The sequence below is a fragment of the Lysobacter sp. Hz25 genome (genome assembly GCF_046097045.1).
In the GTDB taxonomy this organism is placed as follows: domain Bacteria; phylum Pseudomonadota; class Gammaproteobacteria; order Xanthomonadales; family Xanthomonadaceae; genus Lysobacter; species Lysobacter antibioticus_B.
On record NZ_CP175666.1, the window covers coordinates 1,196,639 to 1,223,156 of the forward strand.

The 26,518-nt window shown below is 68.2% G+C and carries 25 protein-coding genes and 1 tRNA gene; 18 read left to right on the plus strand and 8 right to left on the minus strand.

Annotation, left to right across the window (positions count from 1 at the left end; all coding sequences use genetic code 11):
- Window positions 1–454: 454 nt before the first annotated feature.
- Window positions 455–1,426, plus strand: coding sequence for a lipid kinase YegS (gene yegS / locus ACKN61_RS04955; RefSeq protein ID WP_408952564.1), 972 nt, complete (start codon window positions 455–457; stop codon window positions 1,424–1,426).
- Window positions 1,427–1,573: 147 nt separating this feature from the next.
- A complete protein-coding gene (gene trpE / locus ACKN61_RS04960; RefSeq protein WP_031371479.1) occupies window positions 1,574–3,049 on the plus strand; it encodes an anthranilate synthase component I in 1,476 nt (491 codons plus the stop codon).
- A 597-nt stretch (window positions 3,050–3,646) separates the two neighbouring features.
- On the opposite strand, the gene ACKN61_RS04965 is transcribed toward trpE, so the two are convergent.
- Window positions 3,647–3,943, minus strand: a complete 297-nt coding sequence (locus ACKN61_RS04965) for an antibiotic biosynthesis monooxygenase (protein ID WP_223619667.1) — start codon at window positions 3,941–3,943, stop codon at window positions 3,647–3,649.
- A 317-nt stretch (window positions 3,944–4,260) separates the two neighbouring features.
- Here ACKN61_RS04965 and ACKN61_RS04970 point away from each other — a divergent pair, with 317 nt between their 5' ends.
- The 3 genes from ACKN61_RS04970 to ACKN61_RS04980 all read left to right on the plus strand — a co-directional run bounded on the left by ACKN61_RS04970 (window position 4,261) and on the right by ACKN61_RS04980 (window position 6,707).
- Window positions 4,261–4,443, plus strand: a complete 183-nt coding sequence (locus tag ACKN61_RS04970) for a hypothetical protein (protein ID WP_408952565.1) — start codon at window positions 4,261–4,263, stop codon at window positions 4,441–4,443.
- Between the two features lie 124 nt (window positions 4,444–4,567).
- A complete protein-coding gene (locus tag ACKN61_RS04975) occupies window positions 4,568–5,242 on the plus strand; it encodes a winged helix-turn-helix domain-containing protein (RefSeq protein ID WP_408952566.1) in 675 nt (224 codons plus the stop codon).
- An 82-nt stretch (window positions 5,243–5,324) separates the two neighbouring features.
- Entirely contained in the window at window positions 5,325–6,707 is a 1,383-nt protein-coding gene (locus ACKN61_RS04980) for an ATP-binding protein (protein ID WP_408952567.1), read from the plus strand.
- Between the two features lie 78 nt (window positions 6,708–6,785).
- Here ACKN61_RS04980 and ACKN61_RS04985 read toward each other — a convergent pair whose 3' ends face one another.
- Window positions 6,786–8,354, minus strand: coding sequence for an endo-1,3-alpha-glucanase family glycosylhydrolase (locus ACKN61_RS04985; RefSeq protein WP_408952568.1), 1,569 nt, complete (start codon window positions 8,352–8,354; stop codon window positions 6,786–6,788).
- 193 nt (window positions 8,355–8,547) lie between these two features.
- Between ACKN61_RS04985 and ACKN61_RS04990 the strand changes: the two genes are divergently transcribed.
- The 6 genes from ACKN61_RS04990 to ACKN61_RS05015 all read left to right on the plus strand — a co-directional run bounded on the left by ACKN61_RS04990 (window position 8,548) and on the right by ACKN61_RS05015 (window position 13,027).
- Window positions 8,548–8,904, plus strand: a complete 357-nt coding sequence (locus ACKN61_RS04990) for a hypothetical protein (protein ID WP_408952569.1) — start codon at window positions 8,548–8,550, stop codon at window positions 8,902–8,904.
- Between the two features lie 545 nt (window positions 8,905–9,449).
- Window positions 9,450–10,031 carry an anthranilate synthase component II gene (locus ACKN61_RS04995; protein WP_408952570.1) on the plus strand — a complete coding sequence of 194 codons (582 nt, stop codon included), beginning with the start codon at window positions 9,450–9,452 and terminating at the stop codon, window positions 10,029–10,031.
- A 42-nt stretch (window positions 10,032–10,073) separates the two neighbouring features.
- Window positions 10,074–11,108 (plus strand): anthranilate phosphoribosyltransferase, encoded by a 1,035-nt coding sequence (trpD, locus tag ACKN61_RS05000; RefSeq protein WP_408952571.1) that lies wholly within the window; start codon window positions 10,074–10,076, stop codon window positions 11,106–11,108.
- A gap of 46 nt (window positions 11,109–11,154) precedes the next feature.
- Window positions 11,155–11,496 carry an antibiotic biosynthesis monooxygenase family protein gene (locus ACKN61_RS05005; protein WP_408952572.1) on the plus strand — a complete coding sequence of 114 codons (342 nt, stop codon included), beginning with the start codon at window positions 11,155–11,157 and terminating at the stop codon, window positions 11,494–11,496.
- Window positions 11,493–12,284, plus strand: coding sequence for an indole-3-glycerol phosphate synthase TrpC (gene trpC / locus ACKN61_RS05010; RefSeq protein ID WP_408952573.1), 792 nt, complete (start codon window positions 11,493–11,495; stop codon window positions 12,282–12,284). Before ACKN61_RS05005 ends, trpC begins: the two co-directional genes overlap by 4 nt.
- The gene (locus ACKN61_RS05015; protein WP_408952574.1) at window positions 12,281–13,027 is read left to right on the plus strand and encodes a haloacid dehalogenase-like hydrolase; all 747 of its coding nucleotides are present in this window, start codon (window positions 12,281–12,283) and stop codon (window positions 13,025–13,027) included. The genes trpC and ACKN61_RS05015 overlap by 4 nt, the downstream gene beginning before the upstream one ends.
- A 174-nt stretch (window positions 13,028–13,201) precedes the next feature.
- On the opposite strand, the gene ACKN61_RS05020 is transcribed toward ACKN61_RS05015, so the two are convergent.
- Both ACKN61_RS05020 and crp read right to left on the minus strand, forming a co-directional pair.
- Window positions 13,202–13,627, minus strand: a complete 426-nt coding sequence (locus tag ACKN61_RS05020) for a global regulator CLP-associated N-acetyltransferase (protein WP_408952575.1) — start codon at window positions 13,625–13,627, stop codon at window positions 13,202–13,204.
- 47 nt (window positions 13,628–13,674) lie between these two features.
- Complete coding sequence (crp, locus tag ACKN61_RS05025; protein WP_031371492.1) at window positions 13,675–14,364, minus strand: cAMP-activated global transcriptional regulator CRP; 690 nt, start codon at window positions 14,362–14,364, stop codon at window positions 13,675–13,677.
- Window positions 14,365–14,579: 215 nt separating this feature from the next.
- On the opposite strand from crp, the gene speD reads away from it, so the two are divergent.
- The gene (gene speD, locus ACKN61_RS05030; protein WP_031371493.1) at window positions 14,580–15,374 is read left to right on the plus strand and encodes an adenosylmethionine decarboxylase; all 795 of its coding nucleotides are present in this window, start codon (window positions 14,580–14,582) and stop codon (window positions 15,372–15,374) included.
- Window positions 15,375–15,680: 306 nt separating this feature from the next.
- On the opposite strand, the gene coq7 is transcribed toward speD, so the two are convergent.
- Together coq7 and ACKN61_RS05040 are read right to left on the minus strand one after the other, a co-directional pair.
- Window positions 15,681–16,322: a 2-polyprenyl-3-methyl-6-methoxy-1,4-benzoquinone monooxygenase gene (gene coq7, locus ACKN61_RS05035; RefSeq protein ID WP_408952576.1), complete on the minus strand. Its 642-nt coding sequence runs from the start codon at window positions 16,320–16,322 to the stop codon at window positions 15,681–15,683.
- Window positions 16,323–16,359: 37 nt separating this feature from the next.
- Window positions 16,360–17,532: a (Fe-S)-binding protein gene (locus ACKN61_RS05040; protein WP_408952577.1), complete on the minus strand. Its 1,173-nt coding sequence runs from the start codon at window positions 17,530–17,532 to the stop codon at window positions 16,360–16,362.
- Between the two features lie 171 nt (window positions 17,533–17,703).
- Here ACKN61_RS05040 and rplM point away from each other — a divergent pair, with 171 nt between their 5' ends.
- The 3 genes from rplM (at window position 17,704) to ACKN61_RS05055 (ending at window position 18,655) form a co-directional block, all read left to right on the plus strand.
- Complete coding sequence (rplM, locus tag ACKN61_RS05045) at window positions 17,704–18,132, plus strand: 50S ribosomal protein L13 (RefSeq protein ID WP_031371496.1); 429 nt, start codon at window positions 17,704–17,706, stop codon at window positions 18,130–18,132.
- A 10-nt stretch (window positions 18,133–18,142) separates the two neighbouring features.
- A complete protein-coding gene (gene rpsI / locus ACKN61_RS05050; RefSeq protein WP_031371497.1) occupies window positions 18,143–18,535 on the plus strand; it encodes a 30S ribosomal protein S9 in 393 nt (130 codons plus the stop codon).
- Window positions 18,536–18,580: 45 nt separating this feature from the next.
- Window positions 18,581–18,655: transfer RNA gene (locus tag ACKN61_RS05055), tRNA-Gln, on the plus strand.
- 151 nt (window positions 18,656–18,806) lie between these two features.
- Here ACKN61_RS05055 and ACKN61_RS05060 read toward each other — a convergent pair.
- Window positions 18,807–19,295, minus strand: a complete 489-nt coding sequence (locus tag ACKN61_RS05060; RefSeq protein WP_408952578.1) for a GNAT family N-acetyltransferase — start codon at window positions 19,293–19,295, stop codon at window positions 18,807–18,809.
- Between the two features lie 227 nt (window positions 19,296–19,522).
- Between ACKN61_RS05060 and ACKN61_RS05065 the strand changes: the two genes are divergently transcribed.
- The gene (locus ACKN61_RS05065) at window positions 19,523–20,074 is read left to right on the plus strand and encodes an ECF-type sigma factor (protein WP_408952579.1); all 552 of its coding nucleotides are present in this window, start codon (window positions 19,523–19,525) and stop codon (window positions 20,072–20,074) included.
- A gap of 32 nt (window positions 20,075–20,106) precedes the next feature.
- Window positions 20,107–22,893, plus strand: coding sequence for a tetratricopeptide repeat protein (locus ACKN61_RS05070; protein WP_408952580.1), 2,787 nt, complete (start codon window positions 20,107–20,109; stop codon window positions 22,891–22,893).
- 198 nt (window positions 22,894–23,091) lie between these two features.
- On the opposite strand, the gene ACKN61_RS05075 is transcribed toward ACKN61_RS05070, so the two are convergent.
- Window positions 23,092–25,062, minus strand: coding sequence for a M23 family metallopeptidase (locus ACKN61_RS05075; RefSeq protein ID WP_408952581.1), 1,971 nt, complete (start codon window positions 25,060–25,062; stop codon window positions 23,092–23,094).
- Window positions 25,063–25,447: 385 nt separating this feature from the next.
- Here ACKN61_RS05075 and ACKN61_RS05080 point away from each other — a divergent pair, with 385 nt between their 5' ends.
- Complete coding sequence (locus tag ACKN61_RS05080) at window positions 25,448–26,434, plus strand: fumarylacetoacetate hydrolase family protein (RefSeq protein WP_223619679.1); 987 nt, start codon at window positions 25,448–25,450, stop codon at window positions 26,432–26,434.
- Window positions 26,435–26,518 lie beyond the last annotated feature (84 nt).

A 26,518-nucleotide genomic window follows, 5' to 3' on the forward strand; every position in this document is an offset into this window, starting at 1 on the left:
AAAAACGGCGCGCATCCCTGCGCGCCGCCCTCCGGGTCTTCGATTGCCTTCGCTAGTGCCTATTGGCGCACAGCAACCGCAAAATCTTTACGGCAACGGCAACGGCAACGGCAACGGCAACGGCAACGGCAACGGCAACGGCAATAGCCGAGGATGCGGGGCGACAGCGAATGGTGCAGGGTGTTCAACCCCGACACAGCCGCCCAAAGCAAAAGGACGCGGGCCTTGCGGCCCGCGTCCCGGAATAATTGGAGGCAATCCAGCCTCCGCCCGTCGTCCCTGATATGGCCTCCTATACTCCGGATCAACCATGACCGGTGTGTGACAAAAGTGGCGGATTCGGATTTCCGTGGGACGGGCGTCGGCGGTCCGATATCGGCCGCACCGCCGGTGTTCACCGGTAGTTCCCCCAAGGCTGCTAGCCTCGCGGGCTCCATCCGGAACTCAATTCTCCATGCCCAAACCTCGTTGGCGCTTGATTCTCAACGGCAAGTCGGCCGGCGACGATGACTTGCGCGAGGCCGTGGTCGCGATACGCGAGCGCGGCATCGACCTGGACGTCCGCGTCACCTGGGAGGGCGGCGACGCCGAGCGCTATGTCGACGAAGCCATCGCCGATGGCGTCGACACCCTCATCGCGGCCGGCGGCGACGGCACCCTCAGCGAGGTCGCGACGACCTTGGCCCATCGCGACGAATCCGCCGACGTGTTGCCCTCGCTCGGGCTGGTGCCGCTCGGCACCGCCAACGATTTCGCCAGCGCCGCGCTGATCCCTACCGAACCCGCGCTGGCGCTGGATCTGATCGCACGCCGGCCGCCGCAGCCGATCGACCTGATCCGTCTGGAAGCGCCCGACGGGCTGCATTGGGCCGCTAATCTGGCCAGCGGCGGCTTCGGCACCCAGGTCACCATCGACACCGACGCGGGGCTCAAGAAGATGCTCGGCGGCCTGGCCTATCTGGTCACCGGCATTTCCAAACTCGGCCGCATCGAGCCGATACGCGCCCGTATCCACGGCGAGGGTTTCGAGTGGGAGGGCGACTTCATCGCGCTCGGCATCGGCAACGGCAAGCAGGCCGGCGGCGGCCAGGTCCTGTGCCCGGACGCTTTGATCGACGACGGCCTGCTCGACGTCACCGTGGTGCCCGACCTGTCCGGCGAAGTCGGCGCGACCGTGCGCACCCTGTTGACCGAAGGCAAGCATGCCGCGCTCGATCGCGTCGCCACCCGTGTGCAGTTGCGCTGGGTCGAGATCGAGTCGGCGCGGGCGCTGACCCTCAACCTGGACGGCGAACCGGTGTGCTCGCACCACTTCCGCATCGACTGCGTGGCCGGCCGCGTGCGCATGCACCTGCCGGTCGCCTGCCCGCTGCTGTCGGCCATGGTGCCGGCGCTGGAAGATTCGTCGCGGACGGCCGCCGGCTGAGGCCGTCGCGCGGCGTCGGCGAAGCGGCTACAGTAGCGTCCATGAAAGCCTGGGCGAACCCGCATTTCCTTTGTGCCGACGTGGGTTGGCGATGGTGGCCGTCGGCCATCGTCGCTCCTGCCCACTCGTCCATGAAGGAACTGCCGCGTGATCTCGCACGAACTCTTCCAGCAACAGGCCGCTAACGGCTACACCCGTATTCCGGTCGTACGCGAGGTCCTGTCCGACCTCGACACCCCCCTCTCGGTCTATCTCAAACTCGCCGACGGCCCGCACACTTACCTGTTCGAGTCAGTCGAGGGCGGCGAACGCTTCGGCCGCTATTCGATCATCGGCCTGCCTGCGCAACGGGTGTACGCCTTCGCCGGCCACACCTTGTTCGTCACCGAACACGGCGAGCTGGTCGACAGCCGCGTCGTCGACGACCCCTTGGCCGAGGTCGAACGCCTGCGCACCGAATACCAAGTACCCAAGATCGACGGCTTGCCGGGGTTCACCGGCGGCCTGGTCGGCTGGTTCGGTTTCGAGTGCATCCAGTACATCGAGCATCGTTTGACTGGAGACAACAAGCCGGACGAGCTCGGCACCCCCGACATCCTGCTGATGCAGAGCGAGGAGATCGCGGTATTCGACAACCTCAAGGGTCGTCTGTACCTGATCGTCCACGCCGACCCGCGCGAGCCGCAGGCCTTCGCCCGCGCCAATCGCCGCCTCGACCAGCTCGTGCACCGGCTGCGCATCGGCGGCGCGAGTTATCCGGAGACGCTGGATCCGGCCGGGCTCGACGAGGGCGATTTCGTTTCCGGTTTCACCCGCGAAGGCTTCATCGACGCGGTCGAGAAATCCAAGGAACTGATCCGCGCCGGCGATATCTTCCAAGTGGTGCTGTCGCAGCGGCTGAGCGTGCCGTTCAAGGCGCGGCCGGTCGACGTCTACCGCGCGCTGCGCGCCTTGAACCCGTCGCCGTACATGTATTTCCTCGACGTCGGCGGCACCCAGGTGGTCGGCTCGTCGCCGGAAATCCTGGTGCGCCTGCAGGACGGCGAGGTGACGGTGCGACCGATCGCCGGCACCCGTCCGCGCGGCAAGACGGTCGAAGAAGACAACGCGCTCGAAGCCGAATTGCTGGCCGACCCGAAGGAACGCGCCGAGCACCTGATGCTGATCGACCTCGGCCGCAACGACGTCGGCCGCGTGTCCGAACCGGGCACGGTCGAAGTCGGCGAACAGTTCGTGATCGAGCGCTACAGCCACGTCATGCACATCGTCAGCGAAGTCACCGGCCGTCTGAAGGCGGGCATGAGCTACATGGACGTGCTGCGCGCGACCTTCCCGGCCGGCACCGTCAGTGGCGCGCCGAAAATCCGCGCGCTGGAAGTGATCCGCGAGCTCGAACCCATCAAGCGCAATGTCTATTCCGGCGCGGTCGGCTACATCGGCTGGCACGGCGACGCCGACACCGCCATCGCGATCCGTACCGCCGTGATCCAGGACGGCCGCCTGCACGTCCAGGCCGGCGCCGGCATCGTCTACGACTCCGACCCGCAGAAGGAATGGGAAGAGACGATGAACAAGGGCCGCGCCCTGTTCCGCGCCGTGGGCGAGGCTGCGCGCGGGTTGTAGGCCACGCTTGGACGACGTTTGTGGCGCGTGGTGCGAAGGTTGCACCGGTTCGCTGCGCAAGCAGGCAATCGCAGCGTCGTCCGATTCCGCTGCTACCCCTGTAGGAGCGGCGTGAGCCGCGACCGCGCCGGTCGGCGAGATGTCGTGGTCGCAGCTTGCGCAGCTCCTACAAGAGCTGCATTACGGCTTTCGTCGTCTATTACCCGGTCGCCCGAATCCGCTTTGGGTAGGAGCGGCGCAAGCCGCGACCTGCGCCGGTCGGCGAGATGTCGCGGTCGCAGCTTACGCAGCTCCTACAAAGAGCTACGCTGGCGTTGTCGTCGTTCATGCCCGGTCGCGCGAATCCGCTTTGGGGTAGGAGCGGCGCAAGCCGCGATCGCGCCGGTTGGCGAAGTGTCGCGGTCGCAGCTTACGCAGCTCCTACAAAGAGCTGCGCTGTCGTTGTCGTCGTTCATGCCCGATCGCCCGAATCCGCTTTGGGGTAGGCGCGGCGCAAGCCGCGACCGCGCCGGTCGGCGAAGTGACGCGGCCGCGGCTTACGCTGCTCCTGCAAGAAGCTGCGCTGGCGCTTTCGCAGGCCCCATTGATCGAGCAGGCTCACACCACGCTGTAATGCTGCACCAGCGGCTCGAATTCGAGCAGAAAATCGCGGTCTTCGTCGTAGTACTTGGCTTGCAGCAGGTGCTCGCCGGCGAAGGCGCGGATCGCGGCTTCCGATTCCCAGTGGGTGACAGTCAGGAAATGAGTCACCTCGCCATCTTCGCGCCGCAGGATCTGCACCTGCAGATTGCCGGGCACCGAACGGTAATCCGCCACTGCACGCTGCTGCAGGAAGGCGGCGTAGGCATCGGCCTGCGAGGCGTGGGTACGGCCATGCCAGATGCGACAGATCATGGGTCGGCTCCTGAGGTCCGTCGTTTTCGCCCGTAACGGCGTGGCGGGACGTCCCGCTTCGGCGATCGTCTCGATCCTAGCGTGGGCCGGCCGCCGGTCACAGCCTCTCTTCTGCGGTTTCGGCATCCGTCCGAGTCGCGTCCACCGGCAACCGAAGCGGTGCCGCCGATGACGGTCGAATCCATCGGCCGCGCCACATTAAAAAAAGTTCATGCGGCGGAAAGCTCGCGGCGAGGCCCGCCGGCGCAACCTGTCTTCGCGATGGGGACGCCCCCACCGGCAGGAATCCCAACCGAATCGTTTCCAGGAGCCCACCCATGAACGTCCGCAATGCCCTGATCGCCGTCGCTCTCACCGCGTTCGCCGGTTCCGCGTTCGCCGCCGCGCCGGCGACGACCGCTTCGAGCGCCGCCCCCGCCGCCAAGACCGTCAAGCACAAGCATCACCAGGCCAAGAAGGCGGCGAAGACCGCTTCCGCCGCGGCGCCCGCCGCCAACTGATCCTTCGCCCGCTCCCCCGAGCCCCACGCATCGTCGGCGTGGGTTCCATGCCCCGCCGGCTCGCGCCGGCGGGGTATCCTTTTTCTCTCCCGCCCCAGGCACCACCCGCGATCCCGGAGTCGGCATGCGCGTCCTGCTCGTCGAAGACGATCCCCACACCGCCGGCTTCATCGCCAAGGGGCTGCGCGAGGACGGTCATGCCGTCGACCACGCCGGCAACGGCAAGGACGGCCTGTTCCTGGCCACCACCGAGCGCTACGACAGCATCGTGCTCGACCGCATGCTGCCCGGGCTCGATGGCCTGGTCGTGCTGCAAACCTTGCGTGGCGCCGGTAACCGCACGCCGGTGTTGCTACTGACCGCGCTCGGCGAAGTCGACCACCGTGTCGAAGGCCTGCGCGCCGGCGCCGACGACTACCTGGTCAAACCCTTCGCCTATGCCGAGCTCAGCGCGCGCCTGGACAGCATCCTGCGCCGCGGCCAGGCCGGCGGCAGCGAACCGACCCGGCTGCGCGTGGCCGATCTCGAACTCGACCTGCTCAGCCGCGAGGCGCGTCGCGGCGACAAACGCATCGAGCTGCAGCCGCGCGAATTCCGCCTGCTCGAGTACCTGATGCGCCAGGCCGAACGGGTAGTGACCCGGACCATGTTGCTGGAAGCGGTCTGGGACTATCACTTCGACCCGCAGACCAACGTCATCGACGTGCACATCAGCCGCCTGCGCCAGAAGATCGACCAGGGCCACGCGCGGCCGCTGCTGCACACCGTGCGCGGCGCGGGTTATCGGTTGGGCATGTGAGTACTCCACGTAAGCCAGCGTTGAACCCTCGCGCCCCGAACTCCCTCCTTTGCAAAAGGGCGGCAGGGGGGAGTTGCGCTTCGTGCGGGCACGCCACATGCGCCTGAGCCTGCGCTCGACCAGTGCGCGCCTGGCGTTGGCGGTGACCGCCTCGTTCCTGCTCGCCTTCGTGTTGCTCGGCATCGGTGTGCACTACGCGGTCTCGGCGATGCTGACCCAGGATGCGCGCGAACTGGTGCGGGTGGACGCCGCCGGCCTGGTCGAGGTGTACCGCGACGAAGGCCGCGCCGCCTTGCTCGGCGAGTTGCGCGAACGCATCGCCACCGACGAAGACCCGGATGCGGTGTACGCGCTGACCGCCACAGACGGCCGTGTCGTCGCCGGCGATTACCGCGACCTGCCCACGCATCGTCAAGGCGCGCGCTGGATCGAGTTCACCGAACACGGTGCGGACGGCGATCTGCGGGTGGTCGCACAACTGCAACGTCTGTCCGACGGCACCACTTTGCTGACCGGCACCCGCACCCGCAGCCAGGATCGTTTTCTCGCGTTGATGCTGCGCACCGCTTTAGCGGCCTTGCTGGTGGCGGCCACCCTGGGCGCGCTGATCGGCTGGCTGACCTCGCGTTGGGTCTCGCGCCGGCTGCGCCACCTCGACGATACCGCGGTGCGCGTGGGCAGTGGCGAGCTGGGCCTGCGCGCGCGGCTCGACGGCAGCGACGACGCTTTCGACCGGCTCGCGCGCCGTTTCAACGGCATGCTCGACCGCATCGAGGAATTGCTCGGCGGCGTGCGCCATGCGACCGACCATATCGCCCACGACCTGCGCACGCCGTTGACTCGCCTGCGCAACCGTCTCGAAGAGCTGCGCCGGCACCAGGACGCGGGCGAAGCCGGTACTCAGCTCGATGCGGCGATCGGCGAAACCGACCAATTGCTGCACTCCTTCGGCGCCTTGCTTCGTCTGGCGCGGATCGAAGCACAGCCGCCGGTGCACGACGAGCCGGTATTGGATTTGTCGGAACTAGTGCGCGATGCGGTCGAGCTGTACACGCCGATCGCGGCCGAACGCGGCATCGCGCTCAGCGCGAACCTGGCCGGTTCGGGCGAGTCGCGCATGCGCGGCGATGCCGATCAGTTGTTCCAGATGCTGGTCAACCTGCTCGACAACGCGGTCAAGTACGCGCCCGCTGCCAGCGAGGTTGCGTTGAGCCTGCAGCGCGAGCGCCAGGCCCTGGTCGTGCGGATCGACGACCGCGGCCCCGGCATTCCCGAAGCCGACCGCGAGCGAGTGTTCGACCGATTCCAGCGCATGGAGACGCATCGCGGCTCGCCCGGCACCGGCCTGGGCCTGAGCCTGGTGCGGGCGATCGTGCAGCGCCACGGCGGCCAGGTCGGTCTCGGCGATAACGCGCCGGGATTGCGGGTCACGCTGGTGCTGCCGACCGAGCCGAGTGCTCGCTGACTGCCGCCGATAGCGTCTCCAGCGCGATGTCTGCATCGCGCTGGAGACGATCATGCAGCTAAGCGGCCGTCGCCGGACTTACAGCGGACGCGCGCACTCGATGCTGCCGCCGGCGTAGTAGGTCATGTCCTGGTAGTCGACCGAGGCGTGCACCGGCGTTGCGCTGATCAACGACTCGACCACTTGATTGCCGCGGCTCAGCTCGAACTGCGGCGTCGTGCCTGCGACCAGCGGCACTTTGAACGAGGTCATGCCGGCCGCGGCCGGCAAGGTCCGCAGATCGGTGCCCTGGCGGATGCTGAGCAGGCCGGGTTCGGTCAGGAACGCGAGCAGTTCGACCTGGTTCTCGGCGACCGGGCCGGACGGAATGGTGAACGCGCCAGCGGTCTGTTTGCCGGTGTCGTAGGGCGCGTCGGTCCGGTGCTTGCGATGGAAGTAGTACAAGGCGTCGCGCGCGATCGGCGGCGCCTGGCCGATCTTGAACCAGGCCGTGTAGTAGGCGAGCAGGTCGGTCACCGCATAGCCGCGATCGCGCGAGGGTGCGACCTGGGTTTCGCCATAGTCGTTCCAGGTGAGGATATTGACCATCTGCGCATCGCTCTCGATGGCTTTCTCGAACAGCGCACGCAGGGTGACGCTGTTGGACGACTCCCAATGGCGCAGTTCGACCTTCTCGGCGCTCTTGCGCACGCGCATGTCCTGGAACGCGACCCGCGCCATCCAGTCCAGCCCGTATTGGCGCGCGGACACGGCCTCGCTGACATTGGAGGCGGCCTGGCTGGCGGTCTTGCCTTCGAAGATCGAATAGCCGGCCATGGTCGCGCGCCACTCGGCCAGGTTCGGGATCGAGTTCATCGCCGTGCGCGACAGGAACATCGGATACCACGCCGGCTCGACGCCTTGCGCGCGCAGCAGGTCGAGCAATTGCTGCCACCACAGGATCGGCTTGCCGCCGTCCCTGGCCGGCCGCTCCGGCGAGAACGTCGCCAGCGGCACGCGGCCGTCGGGCAGGCGAAACACCGAGGGATGGTCGATCACCGCCAGCAGGGTCTGCGCCAGTTCGTCGGGCGTGTCCTGCGCGCCTCTCGGGAAGCCGGGCGCGAGCAGGATGCGGAACTCCGGGTCGACCGCCTTGGCCGCGGCCAGCATGTCGCGCACGCGGTTGAAGCGGTCGTCGGAATGGACCTGCTGGTACGACATCTCCAGGATGAAACCGTCCAACCCCATGGCGATGGCCTGGCGGATCTCGACCTCGAAGTTGAGCTGTTTCCAGTTCGGCTCCGGACGTTTCGGCATCGGCAGCGGGCGATCGCGCAGCAGTCCGCCGGTGCTGAGGTATTCCAGGTTGCCGCTGCTGGCGCCGGTCGGGCTGAGCCAGCGCTCGTACCAGTTCTTGCTGTCCAGCTCGTTGTGGGTCGAGAGCTGGAAGGGCGGGAAATACCAGGCGAACACTTTCTTGCCCGAGGCGCGCAGGGCTTGCGGGCTCGGTTGTACGAAGGGGTAGCACTGCGCCGAGGCGGCGGCATCGCCGGGCGCCAGCAGCGGCGAGCGGATCCGGTCCGGGCCGCGCGCGATGGCGCTGGGGACGATAGTCAAGGTCGCCAGCAGAATCGCGCAGCGAAATAACGAGGAACGAGGAGCGTGCATGACGTCCATCCTTCAGTAGGGATCGGGTTGCGGAGCGCAACGGAGCTGCCGGAGCGATGCCGCACAGAGCGGCCGGCGGCACCCACGCTATCGGTCGGCCCGGTCAGTGACTGCGTCGTTTCTTGCTATTGCCAACTGGCACACACTCGGGCGGCAGGGGCCGGGCATCGGTGGTCGCGAGTCGCGCAGACCGATGCGCAATGCGATGGCGGTGCTCGGGCTATGCTGCGTGCACGCGTGCCCTTCGCCGCGCCATCGAAGCCCAGGCATGTCCGCATCAACACTCAATCGACCCGGCGCGCCTCGAACCCGGTTGCGATGGGCAACGGGCGTCGCGATCGCGACCGCATTGGCGGCAGGCCTGTGGACGGTCCTCTTCGTGCGCATCGGCACCGGCGTGTACTGCGGCGAGTCGCCGGCGGTGCGCTGGCGGCTGGCGATCCATGCCGGCGAATGCGACGCCGAAACCGGCTGCCACTTCGTCAGGCAGGACGGTACCGGCGCGGCCGAATACTTCGGATTCAAGCCGATTCCCTGCGGACGCGAGTAAGCGGGCTCCGGGCCGATGCGGCCATCGCGAGGGGGCCGCGGCCTCCGCCTCGACGGCGGCCCGAGCCCGGCCGCTGCCCGTCGATGGGGCCGATCCGGCCGCCCTCGCACAGACCGGCGTTCAGCGGTTACAGTAGCCGCATGATCGTTCGCGCAATCCCGCAGAACTCCCCGAAAGCCGGCCAGGCTTGGCGATGGTGGCGTGCCGCCGTCGTCCGTTTCCTGCCGCCCTACGAGGACTGCCTGCGTGACCCCGCCTACGATTCGATGTTTTCCGGCCGCTAAGCGCGGCAAATACCCTTCGGCCGCCCAGCGTGGCCGTGGCCTCCCCGACGCGGGAGCGCTTTTCCAGCCCCGACCCCTGTCTGCGGCCTCATCGAGGCGGGATAATCGCGGGCTGTCGCCTGTGGGCGCGGCCGGGCCGTACCGCTGCGCACGGCCGCAGGCGAGTGCGCTGCATCTCCCGCAACACGTCACCGGCACGATGGCGGGCCCATGGCCCGCGATCGCGCAGCTTTCCGGAATTCCCCGCATTCGAGGCGCGTCATGTCCGTTCTGATGATCGACAACTACGACAGCTTCACCTACAACCTCGTGCAGTACCTGCAGGCGCTCGGGGCGGAAGTGAAGGTGATCCGCAACGACGACCTGAGCGTGGCGGAAATCGATCGGCTGGCGCCGGAACGCATCATGATTTCGCCCGGGCCGGGCACGCCGAACGATGCCGGCGTGTCGTTGGACGTGATCCGCGAGCTCGGCCCGCGCGTGCCGATCCTCGGCGTCTGCCTCGGTCACCAGAGCCTCGGCCAGGCCTACGGCGGCGACGTGATCCGCGCCCAGACCATCATGCACGGCAAGACCTCGCGCATCCGCCATGAAGGCCGCGGCGTGTTCGCCGGCCTGCCGGACGCCTACCAGGCCACGCGCTATCACTCGCTGGTGGTGGCGCGCGACAGCCTGCCCGATTCGCTCGAGATCACCGCCTGGACCGAGAACGAGGATGGCAGCTTCGAAGAGATCATGGGCCTGCGCCATCGCGAGCATCCGGTCGAAGGGGTGCAGTTCCACCCCGAGTCGATCCTGACCGAGCACGGCCACGCGCTGTTGAAGAACTTCCTGACCCGATAAACCGCCGTGGCGCGGCCCGCGCCTGCCAGGACACGAATCACGATGCCTCTCACCGCCCAAGAAGCCCTGCAACGCACGATCGAGCACCGCGAGATCTTCCACGACGAGATGGTCGACCTGATGCGCATGATCATGCGCGGCGAGATCTCGCCGACCATGACCGCGGCCATCCTCACCGGCCTGCGGGTCAAGAAGGAGACCGTCGGCGAAATCGCCGGCGCGGCGACGGTGTTGCGCGAATTCGCGCGGCCGGTGCAGGTCGGCGATCGCACCCATCTGGTCGACATCGTCGGCACCGGCGGCGACGGCGCCCATACCTTCAACATTTCCACCGCGAGCATGTTCGTGGTCGCCGCGGCCGGGGCCAAGGTGGCCAAGCACGGCAATCGCAGCGTGTCGTCGAAGTCGGGCAGCGCCGACGTGCTGGAAGCCCTCGGCGCGGCGATCGAGCTGCAGCCCGAGCAGGTCAGCCAGTGCATCGACCGCGCCGGCATCGGCTTCATGTTCGCGCCGGTGCACCATCCGGCGATGAAAGTAGTCGCGCCGGTGCGGCGCGAGATGGGCGTGCGCACCCTGTTCAACATCCTCGGCCCGCTGACCAATCCGGCCGACGCGCCGAGCATCCTGATGGGCGTGTTCCATCCCGACCTGGTCGGCATCCAGGTGCGCGTGCTGCAGGAAATGGGCGCGCAACGCGCGCTGGTGGTGTGGGGGCGCGACGGCATGGACGAGTTGTCGCTCGGCGCCGGCACCCTGGTCGGCGAACTGCGCGACGGCGTGGTGCGCGAGTACGAGGTGCACCCGGAGGACTACGGCATCGCGATGGCGGCCAGCCGCAATCTGCGCGTCGCCGACGCGGCCGAGTCGAAGACCATGCTGCTGCAGGCGCTGGAGAACCGCGACGGCCTGCCGCGCGAGATCGTCGCCCTGAATTCCGGCGCCGCGTTGTACGCCGCGGGCGTGGCCGAGAGCATCGCCGACGGCATCGAGCGCGCACGCACGGCGCTGGCCTCCGGCGCGGCGCGGGCCAAGCTCGACGAGTTCGTCGCCCTGACGCGGGAATTGGCGGGGGCGTGAGGGTGGGCCTATGACTTTTGCCTTTTGAACCAACCCGGGAGCCAGCATGTCCGCCCGCTTCGCCGAACTACCGAAACCGCCGTATTACGCGGTCATCTTCAGCTCGCAGCGCAGCGACGGGGACGACGCCGGCTACGGCGAGGCCGCCGAGCGCATGGTCGAGCTGGCCGCGCAGCAGCCGGGTTTCCTCGGGGTCGAGTCGACCCGCGGCAGCGACGGCTTCGGCATCACCGTAAGCTATTGGTCCGACGAGGCGGCGATCGCCGCCTGGAAACGGCAGGCCGAACACGCCGCCACCCGCGCCTACGGGCGCGAACATTGGTATCGACATTTCGAGTTGCGCGTGGCCAAGGTCGAGCGCGCGTACGGGAGCAAGGGCAAGGCATGAGCGACATCCTCAACACCATCCTCGCGCGCAAGCACGAGGAGATCGAACAACGCAGCCGGGTGCGTTCGCTCGCCGACCTGCGCGCGCGCGCCGCCGCACAGGCGCCGGCGCGCGGTTTCGTCGATGCGATCAAGCGCAAGCACGCCGCCGGCGAAGCCGCCGTCATCGCCGAGGTCAAGAAGGCCAGCCCGTCCAAGGGCCTGATCCGCGCCGACTTCAAGCCGGCCGAGATCGCCCGCAGCTACGAGGCCGGCGGCGCGGCCTGTCTGTCGGTGCTGACCGACGTCGACTTCTTCCAGGGCAGCAACGCCTACCTCGGCGAAGCCCGCGGCGCCTGCTCGCTGCCGGTGCTGCGCAAGGACTTCACGGTCGACCCGTACCAGATCTACGAGGCGCGCATGATCGGCGCCGATGCGATCCTGCTGATCGTCGCCGCGCTCGAGGACGGGCCGATGATCGAGATGGCCGGGCTGGCGATGGAGCTGGGCATGGACGTGCTGGTCGAGGTCCACGATATCGACGAGCTCGAACGCGCGCTGCAGACCGATTGCGAGCTGATCGGCGTCAACAACCGCAATCTGCGCACGTTCGAGGTCTCGCTGGACACCACCATCGCCTTGCGCGCCGCGGTGCCGCGCGACCGCACCCTGGTCACCGAAAGCGGCATCGCCACCTTGGCCGACGTGGAGCGCATGCGCGGCGCCGGCGTCGAGACCTTCCTCGTCGGCGAAAGCTTAATGCGCGAACGCGACCCGGGTGCGGCGCTGCGGCGGTTGTTCGCGGCGTGAGCGCGGTCCGTCCCGCGCGTTTCCCGCCGGTGCGCGCGGACGCGCCGCTGATCGTGTTCGATTTCGATCACACCCTGTACGACGGCGACTCCGGCAGCCATTTGTTCGCCTGGCTGATCAAACGCTCGTGGTGGCGCATGCTGCTGGCGCTTGCGATCGCGCCGGTCGCCGGGCCGATGGTGGCCTGGCTGAAGACGCGCCGCCTCGGCATCTCGGCCTTCGTCTGGGTCGGCACCATCGGCATGCATCGGGTCGGTTCGCTCGACGCGATGATCGACCGCTACGTCGCCCTGCACACCGCGCAGATCCGCGAGCGGCTGCTGCCGATCGCGCTCGACGTGTTGCATCACCACCGCGAGCAGGGCGATCACGTGGTGATCGCGACCGGCGCGCCGCCGGAACTGGCCCGCGCCATCCTGGCCTTCGTCGCCCACGAGGACGTGCCGGTGGTCGGCACCCTGGTCGGCCCGCGTCTGGGCGCGCTCGGCGCGCGCCGCCACTGCCATTCCGAAATGAAGATGCGGATGCTGCGCGAGTCCGGCTTCACCGGGCCGGTCGAGACGGCTTATTCCGACAGCAGCGCCGACCTGCCGCTGCTCAAGGCCGCGCGCAAGCCGGTGGTGGTCAACCCGAAGGTCGCGCGCGTGGAGATGTTCCGACGCGTGCTGCCGGCCGGCACGCCGATCCTGAACTGGGGTTGCCCGGGGCGGGGCGGGGACGCGGTGTCGTCGGCGGCGAAATAGCCGTCGGGCCGGGCTTTCGCCGACACGGGGTAGAGCGTGGTCGCGGCTTGCGCCGCTCCTACCCCTTGCTGCGCGGCTCTGGGGTAGGAGCGGCGCAAGCCGCGACCACCATCCAGCCGAATGCCGCGCAGTTTCGATCTGGGGATGAATACGCCGAGGCCGCAGCCCGCCGCCTCAATCGCCCAGCATCTTCACGAACTTGACCGACGAGCCGTCGGAATAGCCGCAGGCACGGTAGAAGTCGTGGGCGTCGGTGCGGCGGATGTTGCTGGCGACCTCGACCCGGCCGACTCCGTCGCGGCGGGCACGGCGCTCGACCTCGCGCAGCAGCAGGCGGCCGATACCCTGGCGATAGCAGGACGTGGCCACCACCAGGGCGGTGATGCGGGTCAGCAGGTTGCCGCGGGTCAGCGAATAGCGGGTATGGCTGGCGATCAGGCCACAGGCGTGGCCGTCGAGTTCGGCCAGCAACAGGTCGTGGCGTGGGTCTTCGCGCAGCACGGCGATGCGCTCGATGGCCTCATCGCGGGTGCATGGATAGCCGAGCTGGCTGAGCAGCTCGGCGACATCGCTGGCGTCGCCCAGCTCCGCGAGTCGCACCGTCGGTGCGGTCTCGGAGGAGGGCGCGATGCGTCCCACCGGGGCCCTTAACGGGTCCCGTAGAGGACGACGGTCTTGCCTCGGGCGTGCAGCTTGCCGTCGGCCTGCAGCTTTTTGAGCACGCGACCGGCCATCTCGCGCGAGCAACCGACCAGGCGCGAAAGCTCCTGGCGCGACACCCGCAGCTGAGTGCCCTGCGGATGGCTCATGGCCTCGGGTTCCTTGGCAAGGTCGTGCAGGGCACGGACGATGCGGTCGGTGACGTCGAGGAAGGCCAGGCGGCCGGCCTTGCGGCTGGTGTCGAGCAGGCGCCGGGAAATCTGCGCGCCGATCGCATACAGCAGCTTGGGCGCGTCCAGCGAGAGCCGGGTCAGCAGCAGGTCGTAGAGGCGCTCGTGCCCGATTTCGGCCAGTTCGCAGGTGCTGCGCGTGCGCAGGATCACCTCGCGATGGTCGCTCTCGATGAACAGGCCGAGCTCGCCGACGAACTCGCCGGGGCCGAAATAGCCCAGGACCAGTTCACGGCCGTCCTCTTCCTCGGTGATGATGCTCACCGAGCCTGAGACGACGTAATACAGCGTGCTGGCCGGATCCCCGGGGCGAAACACGTCCGTGCGGGACGGGTAACGACGACGGTGGCAATGGGCCAGGAAGCGTTCGATCGTTGCGCCGTCCGGCAACAACGGGCTATTGGTTCTGCGCAATGCAGTCAAGGGGGCTACCGGGTTGGCGGACATTGGGAATGGGCTTTGGCTTTCGGCCGAGCTTAGGGCGATACGGCCGCGTGAGCAAATCCTGCCGCTGAAACTGCCGGTCCGATAGAGAGCGATGATGGAAGCGCAGAGACGGTCACGCTTTTGTAATCGACGCAGTCCAAAACCTAGCTGCGTTTCCCCCCGGGGCCAATTGCCTCATAATCGCGGCCCTCGCCGTCCGTCCGGATATTCCTACAGTGGTCAAGCCGTTGCCGCGCCTGCGGTTGCAGGGTTTTAACAACCTCACCAAGGCCCTCTCGTTCAATATCTACGATGTTTGCTTTGCCGCCTCGGAAGACGAGCGCGGGCGCTATATCGAATACATCGACGAGGCGTACAACGCCGACCGCCTCACCCAGATCCTCACGGATGTGGCGGAAATCATCGGCGCCAACATCCTCAATATCGCCCGCCAGGACTACGACCCCCAGGGCGCCTCGGTGACGATTCTGATCTCCGAGGAGCCGGTGATCGACAAAAAGGCGGCCGGCAAGGAGATCATCTCCGACGCCGTGGTCGCCCATATGGACAAGTCCCACATCACCGTCCACACCTATCCCGAGACCCACCCGGACAGCGGCATCGCGACCTTCCGGGCCGATATCGACGTGGCGACCTGCGGCGTGATTTCGCCGCTTAAGGCCTTGAATTACCTGATCGAAAGCTTCCAGTCCGACATCGTGGTGATGGACTACCGGGTGCGCGGCTTCACCCGCGACATCAAGGGCAAGAAGCACTACATCGACCACAAGATCAACTCGATCCAGGACTACCTGGCGAAGAACATCAAGTCGCGTTACGAGATGATCGACGTCAACGTCTACCAGGAAAATATCTTCCACACGAAGATGCACCTGAAGGAATTCGACCTCGACACCTACCTGTTCGAGGAAAAGGCCAAGAACCTCTCGTTCAAGGAGCGCATGAAAATCGAGGCGCGCCTGCGCCGCGAAATCGAAGAGCTCTACCACGGCCGCAACCTGGTCGACTGAGCCCCTGCGCGATGCATGCGAAAAGGCCGGCGAAAGCCGGCCTTTTTCGTTGCTGGAGGGGCGCGGCCTCCGAACCGGCGCCGCTTGTCTCCCTCTCCCGCCTGCGGGAGAGGGGCTGGGGTGAGGGCGCGAAGGCCCGCGACCGTCGCCAGCGCGGCGGGAGGGGCGAACCCTCACCCCAACCCTCTCCCGTGAACGGGAGAGGGGGTTCAAAGCTTTGCAGCCAGGGGCGCGTCTCCCTCTCCCGCTCACGGGAGAAGGCCGGGGTGAGGGGGCATAGAGGTCCGGGGACGTCGCCAGGGCGGCTCAGACCCGGTAAGCCACGGCCTTCATCAGCTTGGACGCCGCCGCCATCAGGGTCGGGACCGGCATCGGCAGGATGCGCGCGCCGGCGGCCTCGGCGTTCTCGGCATGGCGCGCTTCGTCGGCCTTCATGGTCCGCAGGATCGCCCGGCTGCGCTGGTCGCCTTCGGGCAGGGACTGCAGGTGCTCGTCGATATGGGCCTCGACCTGGCGCTCGGTCTCGACCACGAAGCCCAGGTTCCAACCGTCGCCGCTTAACCCGGCGAGGGCGCCGATGGCGAAGCTGCCGGCATACCACAACGGGTTCAGCAGGCTCGGGCGGCTGTCGAGTTCGCGCAGGCGGTCGGCGCACCAGGCCAGGTGGTCGGTCTCTTCCTGGGCGGCTTCGAGCAGGTGGCCGCGGGTGGATTCGTCGCGGGCGACCGCGGCCTGGCCGCAGTACAGGGCCTGGGCGCAGACCTCGCCGACGTGGTTGATCCGCATCAGGCCGGCCGAATGGCGGCGCTCGTCGGGTTCGAGCACCAGTTCGGCGGTGTTGCCGGCGGGGTTGGGGCGTTCGGCGCCCGGGGCGCCGAATACGGTATCGAGCGCGCGCTGTGCTTCGCTGAGCACGCGGTCCAGGGGGCTGAGTTCGCGGGTCGTCATGGCGCCGATTCTAAGGCGCGGCCGGCGTAGAAGTCGGTTAATCGGCCGCCGACCCGGCCGCGCCGTCGTCGAGCAGGCCGGCCAGGAACTCGAGTGGGTGCTGGACCGGGATCGCGGTGCCGCCGCCCAGGTGCAGGCGGCAGCCGATGTTGGCGCTGAGCAGCACGCTGGCGCCGCTGTGCGCCAATTGTTCGAGCAGCGGAGCGCGGTATTCGGCCGCACGCGCCGGGTCGGTGAGCATCTGGCTGCCGGCCGCGCCGCAGCAGCCGTAGCCGGCGTCGAGTTCGACCACCTGCAGCCCGGGCACCCGCGCCAACAAGCGCCGCAAGGCCGGGACCGACTTGACCACGTTGCGCTGGGTGCAGGGCAGGTGCAGGGCGATGCGCTGATGGGAGGGGCGCAAGCGCAGGCCGGCGCCGGCCTGGTCGAGATAGGCGATGGCGTCGACCACTTGGGTTTGCGGCGCGAGCGCATGCGCCAGCGCGGTGTGGCAGCCGCTGGCCAGGCTGAGGACGGTGGCGTGGGCCGAGAAGGCGCTGCGGTTGGCCTGGGCCAGGCCCTGGGCCGCGGCGGCGTTGCCGGCGTGCTCGTGCAGAGCGCCGCAACAGCCTTGGCCGGCGACCGGGTCGAGCGTAACGCCGAGCGAGGCGCACAGCCGCATCGTGGCGGCGCGCACGGCGCTCTCGTAGGCACCGGCCACACAGCCCACGAACAGTCCGGCGCGGGCCTGTGCGGTCGTCTGAGAACGTGTTGCCGGCATCGGCAGCCGTCGTGGCGGGCGCGGCAGCGAGCGCCAGGCCTCGGGCAGCCAGGGGTGGCCGATCCGGTACAGGGACAGCGCTGCAGCCAGCCAGCGCGGCCGCGCCGCCAGGCCTTCGATCAGGCGCTGGCGCCAGGCCGGCGGCCGGCGATCGCGTTGGCGGGTGCGGGCCAGGACCAACAATCGGCCATAATCCACGCCGGCCGGGCACACCGACTCGCAGCTGCGGCAGCCCAGGCAGTGGTCGAGATGAGCGTCCGAGGTCGGGGTCGGGACGATGCTGTCCAGGGCCAAGGCCCGGGCCAGGGCGATGCGGCCGCGCGGCGACTCGGCTTCGAGCCGGTCGCGGCCGTAAGTGGGGCAGGAGGGCAGGCACAGCCCGCATTGCACGCAGCGGTCGGCCAGAGCCACCAGGGGATCGGCGGAAGGCGGGCGGCGGTCGTGCGGCATGACCAACGATGCTAGCACGGGCCAAACCCAGGCTTGCACGATCCCGGGCGGCCCGCTATCATTCCGCCTCTTTCGTTCCGCCATCACAACGCGAGGCGACGTTCCGACGCCCTTCCCGCACCGGGAAACGGCGGAACCAGCCCGACCACTGTGCCCACATAAAGAGTTGTCATGAAGACTTTTACCGCCAAGAACGAGACCGTCCAGCGCGACTGGTACGTCGTCGACGCGTCGGGCAAAACGCTCGGCCGCTTGTGCTCCGAACTCGCGCGTCGTCTGCGCGGCAAGCACAAGCCCGTCTATACCCCTCACGTCGATACCGGCGATTACCTGGTGGTGATCAACGCCGAGAAGATCGCCGTCACCGGCAATAAGCTGCAGGACAAGATGTACTACCGGTTCACCGGTTACGTCGGCAACCTGAAGAGCGAGACGCTGGGCCAGGCGCTCGAGCGCCACCCGGAACGCGTCATCGAGATCGGTGTCAAGGGCATGCTGCCGAAGAATCCGCTCGGCCGCGCCATGTATCGCAAGCTCAAGGTCTACAAGGGCTCCGAGCATCCGCATACCGCCCAGCAGCCGCAGCCGCTCGACATCTAAGGTAAAGACCATGGCTATCCAGCAGAATTACGGCACCGGCCGCCGCAAGTCTTCCACCGCTCGCGTGTTCCTGCGCAAGGGCGACGGCAAGATCACCATCAATCAGCGTACGATCGAAGAATTCTTCGGCCGCGAAACCGCGCGCATGATCGTCCGCCAGCCGCTCGAGCTGACCCAGTCGACCGACAAGTTCGACGTCAACGTGACGGTCGCCGGCGGCGGCATCACCGGTCAGGCCGGCGCGATCCGTCTCGGCATCGCCCGCGCACTGGTCGAGTACGACGAAACCCTGAAGGGCGAACTGCGTAAGGCAGGCTTCATGACCCGCGACGCCCGTGAAGTCGAGCGTAAGAAGGTCGGTTTGCACAAGGCTCGCCGCGCAACGCAGTTCTCGAAGCGCTAATAGTTCTTTTTTCGCGTCGCGTTTTTGCGTTAATATCGGTTTTATAGCCCCGTCGCCAAGCGGTAAGGCACCTGACTCTGACTCAGGCATTCGGTGGTTCGAATCCATCCGGGGCTGCCATACCCAAGTCCGATTCCAGCTCAACGGCTCGAATCGGCGACCTGAAACCCGCCGCGAGGCGGGTTTCTTGTTATATGAGCCCGCCGCAAGGCGGGTTTCTTGTTTCTGCGACTCGCGCCGCCCCGCTGAAGCATCGTCGCCATGCGCGCCTTCAGTCCGCGCTCAACACCCGGACCAGGCTGATCTCATCGCGCAGCGGGATGCCGTGCCGCCCCAGCAACGCGATGGCCGGGTCGGCCTCGCGTTCCAGATCGATGGCGCCGGCGGCGAGCCGGTGCAGGCGGAAGCCGCGGCGCTGGTAGAAACGCAGTGCATCGAGGTTGTCGTTGGTGGTGCGGGTCAGCAGCCGGCTCAGGCCCAGTGCGCGTGCACGCCCGACAGCGAGTTCGACCAGGCGCGTGCCTAGGCCGGCCTGGGCCCGCACCGCGTCGAGGGTGACGATCTCCGATTGGGCCGCGTCGTCGAGCAAGGTCACCAGGCCGGCGATGGCGCCGTCCGCATCCAGGGCGATGAAGCCCGGCAGGGCGGTGGCGTCGATCGCGCGGCCGTCGAGCATGATGGTCGGGCCGCCCCAGCGCAGGTCGAGGAAGGCGCGGATGCGTTCGCGGTCGTTGGCTTCGATGGTGTGGGTTGTCGGCATGGCGTCCGGGCGTAAGGGGCGCAGCGCGACACTGTAGCGCCGGCGACGCCGTAGATCGTGGCCGATAGCGGGCACAACCCGTGCGCGAACCCGTCGCAGCGCTGGCGCTGCCGTACGCTGGCGGCCGTCGCGACTGGTCGCAGCTGTGACCGCCTGGTCTCCGCGGTTCGCGCTACTCGGCTACCATCCGCGGCGCAGGGGCCGCGCAGCGGCGTTGGAGAGCGCGCATGAGCGAGGATCTGACTCGGTTACTGCATGACTGGCGCGGCGGCGACGTCGCTTCGCGCGACCGCTTGTTCGCGCTGGTCTACGACACGTTGCGCGGCATGGCGGCGGTGCGCCTGGGCGGGCGCAACGGCCAGCGCACCCTGCAGCCCACCTCGCTCGTCAACGAAGCCTTGATCCGCCTGATCGGCGGCGAGGTCGATTGGCAGGACCGCGCTCACTTCTATGCGCTCGCGGCCCTGAAAATGCGTGCGGTGTTGGTCGATCAGGCGCGCGCGCAAGCGGCGGCGAAGCGCGGCGCGCGGCCGGTGATGCTGACCTTGTCGCACGCCGACCTGCACGGCGGGCAGACCGTCGGCTTCGACGTGCTGGCCCTGCACGATGCGCTCGAACGCCTCGCCGAGCGCGATCAGCGTTCGGCGAGGGCGGTCGAGATGGCCTACTTCGGCGGCATGGAGCACAGTGAGATCGCCTGCGTGCTGGACGTCTCGGTGCCGACCGTCGAACGCGACCTGCGTTTCGCCCGGGCCTGGCTGGGACAGCAGTTGGGCTGAGCGAGCGGCGATCCGACGCGACAGGAGGCGACATGGAAACCCAGCGCTGGCACGAGCTGCGCCGATTGTTCGATGCGGTGTGCGACCTGCCGGCCGAGCGTTGGTCGGAGGAACTGCACGCGATCAGCGACGATCCGGCGCTGATCGCCGAAGCCATGGAGCTGCTCGGCGCGCAGACCGGGCACTTCGATCGCGTCGTGCAACCGCTGAGCGATCTGGTCGCGGGCTTGCCCGACAGCGAACTGCAGGCCGGCGACCGCCTCGGCGCCTGGGTGCTGATCGAACGCGTGGCGAGCGGCGGCATGGGCACGGTGTTCGTGGCCGAGCGCGCCGACGGCCTGTTCCGCCAACAGGTGGCGATCAAATTGCTGCGCGGCAGCGGCTTCAACCAGGCCGAATTCGCCCGTCGCCTGGCGGTGGAGCGGCAACTGCTGGCCGAACTGCAGCATCCCAACATCGCCCGCCTCTACGACGGCGGCACCACGCCGAGCGGGCAGCCGTATCTGGTGATGGAGTACGTGCTCGGCCGCGATCTCGACGAATACTGCGAGCAGCGCCAGCCCGACCTGCGCCAGCGCCTGCAGTTGTTCCAGCGCATCTGCGCGGCGGTGCAGAGCGCGCATCAGCGCCTGATCGTGCATTGCGACCTCAAGCCCGGCAACGTGATGGTGCAGGACGACGGCGAGCCGGTCTTGCTCGATTTCGGCATCGCCCAGGTGCTCGATCACCAGGCCGGCGACGACAATGCCTGCTACGGCAGCTTCTGCACCCCGGCTTATGCCAGTCCCGAATTGCTCGGCGGCGCGCGGGTCAGCGTGGTCAGCGACGTGTTCGCGCTCGGCGTGTTGCTGACCGAATTGCTGGCCTGCCGTTCGGTCGAACGCGGCCTGGCCGATCGCGATGTCGCGGTGCCGCTGCCGAGCGAGTGGGCCGGGCCGGACTGCGCCTGGCGCGAGCGCCTGCGCGGCGACCTGGATGCGATCGCCGCCTGCGCCTGCGCGCTCGATCCGCGGCAGCGCTATTCCTCGGTGGAAGCCTTGTCCCAGGACATCGGGCGTCATCTCGCCTGGCGTCCTGTGTCGGCGCGCACGCCGACACTGGGCTACCGCTTCGGCCGTTATCTGCGCCGGCATTGGCGCGAGACCGCGGCGGCGGCGCTGGTGCTCGCGCTGGCCGGCGGCTTCGTCTGGCGGGTCACCGCCGAGCGCGCGCGCGCCGAGCGCGAGGCCTCGGTCGCGCGTCAGGTCAGCGATTTCCTGGTCTCGGCTTTCGACGCCGCCGATCCGCGCATGCGCGGGGCGCAGGCCGGGCAGGACTTGAGTGCGCGGCAGGTGCTGGACGCCTCCGCCGCGCGCATCGAACAAGGGCTCGACGACACCCCGGCGATCCGCGCCCGCCTGCGCGCGGTGCTCGGCCGTGCCTATCGCAACCTCGGCCAGCCGCAACGCGCCGAGGCGCTGCTCGATCAGGCCGCGCGCGAGTTCCTCGACCCGGCGGTGGACCGGCCGGACCAGGCCGCGCAAGCGCTCGCCGATCTGTCGCGTTCGCTCAGCGACCGCCAGTACGGCGCCCAGGCCGTCGCCGCCGCGCGCCGTTCGCTGGCCCTGCGCGAGCGCGACGGCGACCCGCGCGGCCTCGCCGATGCCTACGACACGCTCGGCCTGGCCCAGGTCGCCGACAGTCGGTACGCGCAGGCCGAACGCAGCTTCGAGCGTTCGCAGCAACTGCGCAGCGAACGCGGCCTGCGCCAGTCGCCCGACGAACGCGCGGCGATGCTCGCCCGCCTTGCCCAGCTGTACCGGCGTCGCGGCGAACTCAAGCGCGCCGAGCAGACTTATCGCGATGCGCTGGAGATCAACCGCGAGACCGGCAGCGATCCGGTCGCCACCCAGCTCAACCAGTTCGGTCTTGCGAGCACGTTGTTCGGCCTCGGGCGGGTCGCGGAAACCCGCCGCGAACTGGTCGAGAACCTGAGCCTGGCGCGCGACCTGTACGGCGAGCAGAGCGACATGGTCGCCAACATCCATGTCGACCTGGCCAACGCAACCCAGGATCTCGGCGATTACCGCCAGGCCGGCGAACACTATCGGGCCGCGCTGGAGATCATGGCCGTGGTCGCCGGCGAGCGCAGCCTCGATTACGCCCGCATCCTCAACAATTACGCGGCCTTGGCGCTGGAGCGCGGCGACCTGGCCGAGTCCGAGCGCCGCCTGCGCCAGGCCTTGTCGATCCGTCGCGAGCACCTGGCGCCGGACGAGCGCCGGGTGTTGCGCACCGAGAACGGTCTCGGCCTGGTGCTCGCGCGCGGCGGCCGCAACGAAGAGGCGCGGTCGCTGGTCGAGCGCAGCGCCTCGGTTTGGCGCCGCCGCTATGGCGAGGACCATGCCGGGCTGCTGATGGTCGCGCTGACCCGGGTCGAATGGCTGTTGAGCCGCGACCGCCTCGACGAGGCGCAGGCCGAGTTGGCGGCGATCGATCTCAGCCGCGGCGAGTACAACGCCTTCATGCTGGCGCGGATTCCCAGCCTGCAAGCCGAGCTCGCGCAACGCCGCGGGCGGTGGGACGAAGCCGAGCGGGCCTGGGCCAAGGCGATCGAAGACAGCCGCGCCGCCTACGGTGCGCAGCAGGTCAAGACCGCGCGGCTGCGCGTGCCCTATGCCGAGGTCCTGCTCGCGCGCGGCGATGCGCGCGGCGCGGCGGCGCAGGTGCAACTCGCCGAGGCGGTGCTGCGGCGCGAGATGTACAGCGAGTCGGAGCTGTTGCGGCGCCTGCAGTCGGTGAAGCAGGGCGCGCCGACGGTGCAGGTGGCGGCGCGCTAGGCGGCCTGCCGGTTCGCGGCTTGTGCCATTCGCAGTGTCAGGACAGCGCAAGCGGCGACCCGCTGTGCGCGCATCGCCGACCCATCGCTGACGCATCGATCCTTCGCCAAAAAAACACGCCGCCCGAAGGCGGCGTGTTGGTTCGCTACGGCAGGGGTCGTTACCTCGGCGATGTCTTGCCGATGCGGTGGGCGCCGATCACTCGACCGCTTGCACGTCGACCAGGCGCAGGCCCTTGGTCGCGTACTTCTCGGCCGACTGGTACAGCGTCTGGTAGCTCTTGACCGCTTCCAGCGCATAGCCGCCGGTGCCGGCGCGGAACACGCCGACATAGTTGCGCACGCCGTCTTCGACGAAGCTGTCGACGTCGATCAGGCGCAGGCCGTTGTCGCTGAGCTCGTCCCACTTGCTGGTGAACGCGGCCCAGCTGTTCGAGCGCCACAGGGCGTGGTTGTCGGTGCCTTCGCGGTACACGCCGATGAACTGGCGCTGGCCGTTGCCGATGTCGAAGCTCTCCATGTCGATCAGGCGCAGACCCAGGCCCTTGGCGATCTCGCGCTGATTGGCGAAGGCGCTGAAGCCGGTGTGGCTCCACAGACCGGCGTTGCCGTTGCCGGCGCGGAACACGCCGACGTAGTGGCGCTTACCGCCGCTGAGGTAGGTGGTGAGGTCGAGCAGGCGCTGGCCGTCGTCGGACAGCTCCTTCCACTTGGCGGTGAAGTCGTCCCAGTTGTCGAAGTTGTACAGCGCGCCGGCGCCGCTGCCGCGCTTGTACACGCCGACGAAGTGGCGGTCGCCGTTCTCGACGTAGTTCTCGACCTGTTCGAGACGGAAACCGTCGGCCGACAGCTCCGACCACTTCTGGGTGAACGCGGTCCAGCTAGGACGATTGACCCGCAGCTCGATCTCGCTGCTGGCCTTCCACACGCCGAGGAAGGTCTTGGCGTCGGTCTCGGCGGCATCGAAGGGATAGGCGGTGCTGGACGGATAGACCAGGCTGTACGGATGCGGCGCGGAGTGGTTGCTCAGCGGGGTCCAGTCGGTCGGGTCCATGCTGTTGGCGCCGGCCATGGCCTTGGCTTCGCCCCAGGTCAGGCTCTGGATCTGGGCGAAGGTCATCGGGCGCGGACGCAGGTCGTTGCCGTCGCAGGGCGTGCTGGTGCTTTCCTGGGTGACGTGGACGTGCACGTGCGGGCCGCTGGACTTGCCCGAGTAACCGACCTTGCCGAGGTACTGGCCCTGCTTGATGGTCGCGCCCGGCACCAGCAGTTCGGCCGGGATCGAGCCGGGTTGCATGTGCGCGTACAAGGCGATCTCGTCGCCGCTCTTGACCTTGAGGAAGTTGCCGCCGGCCGAGTATTGGCCGGTGCTCGGCGCGATCGGCTCGGGTTCGATCTCCTTGCTGACGCGCGGGTAGTTCTTCCATTCCGGCAGATCATTGAGCGCGCTGCAGACGATGCCGTCGGCCATCGCGTACAGCGGCAGGCCATAGGCGCGCTGGCCTTCGGCCTTGTTCGGGTCGGCGCCGGGGCGCTTGGCGTCCCAGGTGGTGCCGGTCCAACCGGTCACGCTGGTGTCGAGGCCGAAGGACTGGCTGTCGCCGGGGTGATTGCTCGAGGTCTGCCAGGCTTCGTTGGCGCGCAGGTCGGTGACCTTGCCCGGGTAGCGCAGCGGGCCGTTGTCGTTGGTGGCGGGCGCGAACGACAGGTTCTTGATGACCGGGTTGCGGTAGCCCTGCACGTAGACCGCGATCTTGACCGTGCTCGGGTAGGGCGCGGTGATCACGATCGGGTAGGAGGACGGCACCTTCGGCGCGTCCGGGTCGGGATTGAAGTAGTTGCACTTGCAGTTCTGGAAGGCGTAACTCTTGCCCGGGTCGATCTGCACCGGGGCGAGGAAGTTGGAGGCGAGCTGGTCGAGGATCTCGACCTTGGTGATCGACAGCGGCACGGCACCGTCGTTACGGATGCCCATGCGCAGGGACACGCGGCCTTGCTTGGCGGCGCCGACCTGGGCCGGGCCGATCGCTTCGAACACGACTCGGCCGTCCTTGATCGGATTGACCACGTCGATGGTGAGGGCCTGGGCGTGGACGCCGGCGCTGGCCCCGAACCACAGGGCAAGGGCGGCGGGCAGGGCGCGCAGGACGAGAGCGGATTGCGATTTCATGAGAAAACTCCGAAGGCATGATTGAGGAATCACGCGGTCGCAGAGGGCCATGCCCTCAACTCGCTGGTGCCAGGGGAATCGTCGACTCCCTGTTCCGGCTCCAACTGGCTGGGCCTGCCCCGGCGAACCCGGGCGTGACCACGCCGCGCTTAACTCAACAAACCGGCAAAGGGCGGCCGGACCCATCACGGTCGCGAAACTTTTTTTCGGGGTAGGCTGCCGGGGCTCGAAACGGCGCCCGCGGACCCCGGGGCGCGCCCCTCACGACAGGCGATCCGGTCGGCCCGAATGGGCCCGGCCGCCGCCCGGCGGTGATAACCGGCGCGCAAGTGGTTACAATTGAAACCATCGCGCTGCGGCGCCCTGCATCGACATCGAGGCCTGGATGAAACTCGGATCCCTGAAGGAAGGCGGCCGCGACGGCACGCTGATCGTCGTCTCGCGCGACCTGACTCGCGCCGTGCGCGCCACCGGCATCGCCGACACCCTGCAGCGCGCGCTGGAGGACTGGTCGAACACCGCGCCGCGCCTCAACGCCCTGTCGGACGCGCTCAACGAGGGTCGCGCCGCGGATGCCTTCGAGGTCGATTTCGCCGCCCTGGCCGCGCCCTTGCCGCGCGCCTACGAGTTCGTCGACGGCAGCGCTTACTTGCCGCATGTCGAGCGCGTGCGCCGCGCCCGCGGCGCCGAGGTGCCGGAAAGCTTCTACGTGGATCCGCTGATGTACCAGGCGGTCAGCGCCGGTTTCTACGGCCCGCGCGATCCGGTGCGCGTGGTCAGCGAGGACTACGGCATCGACCTGGAAGCCGAGGTCGTGATCGTCACCGACGACGTGCCGATGGCGGCGACGCCCGAAGCGGCGGCCGCGCACATCCAGCTGATCGGCCTGGTCAACGATGTGTCCCTGCGCAATCTGATTCCGAATGAGCTCGCCAAGGGCTTCGGCTTCCTGCAGTCCAAGCCGCGTTCGGCGCTGAGCCCGGTGTTCGTCACCCCCGACGAACTCGGCCCGGCCTGGATCGACAGCAAGGTCCACCGCCCGTTGCTGACCCACATCAACGGCGCATGGTTCGGCGCGCCCGAGGCCGGCATCGACATGCAGTTCAATTTCGCCCAACTCGTCGCCCACGCCGCCAAGACCCGGCCGCTGTCGGCCGGCACCATCGTCGGCTCCGGCACCGTGGCCAACGAAGACACCAGCCTGGGCGCGTCGTGCTTCGCAGAGAAGCGCACCGTCGAGACCCTGGAGCACGGCAAGCCGTCGACGCCTTTCATGAAGTTCGGCGACACCGTGCGCATCGAGATGCTCGACGCCGAAGGCCGCAGCATCTTCGGTGCGATCGAGCAGCGCATGGAACGTCCTTCCGCTTGACGGCAGCAGCGCGTACGACGAGAGGTCGTCCGACGGCACGGCGCAACCGGTAAGGTTTGCGTCCTGCCGATCGGGCAAGGCAAG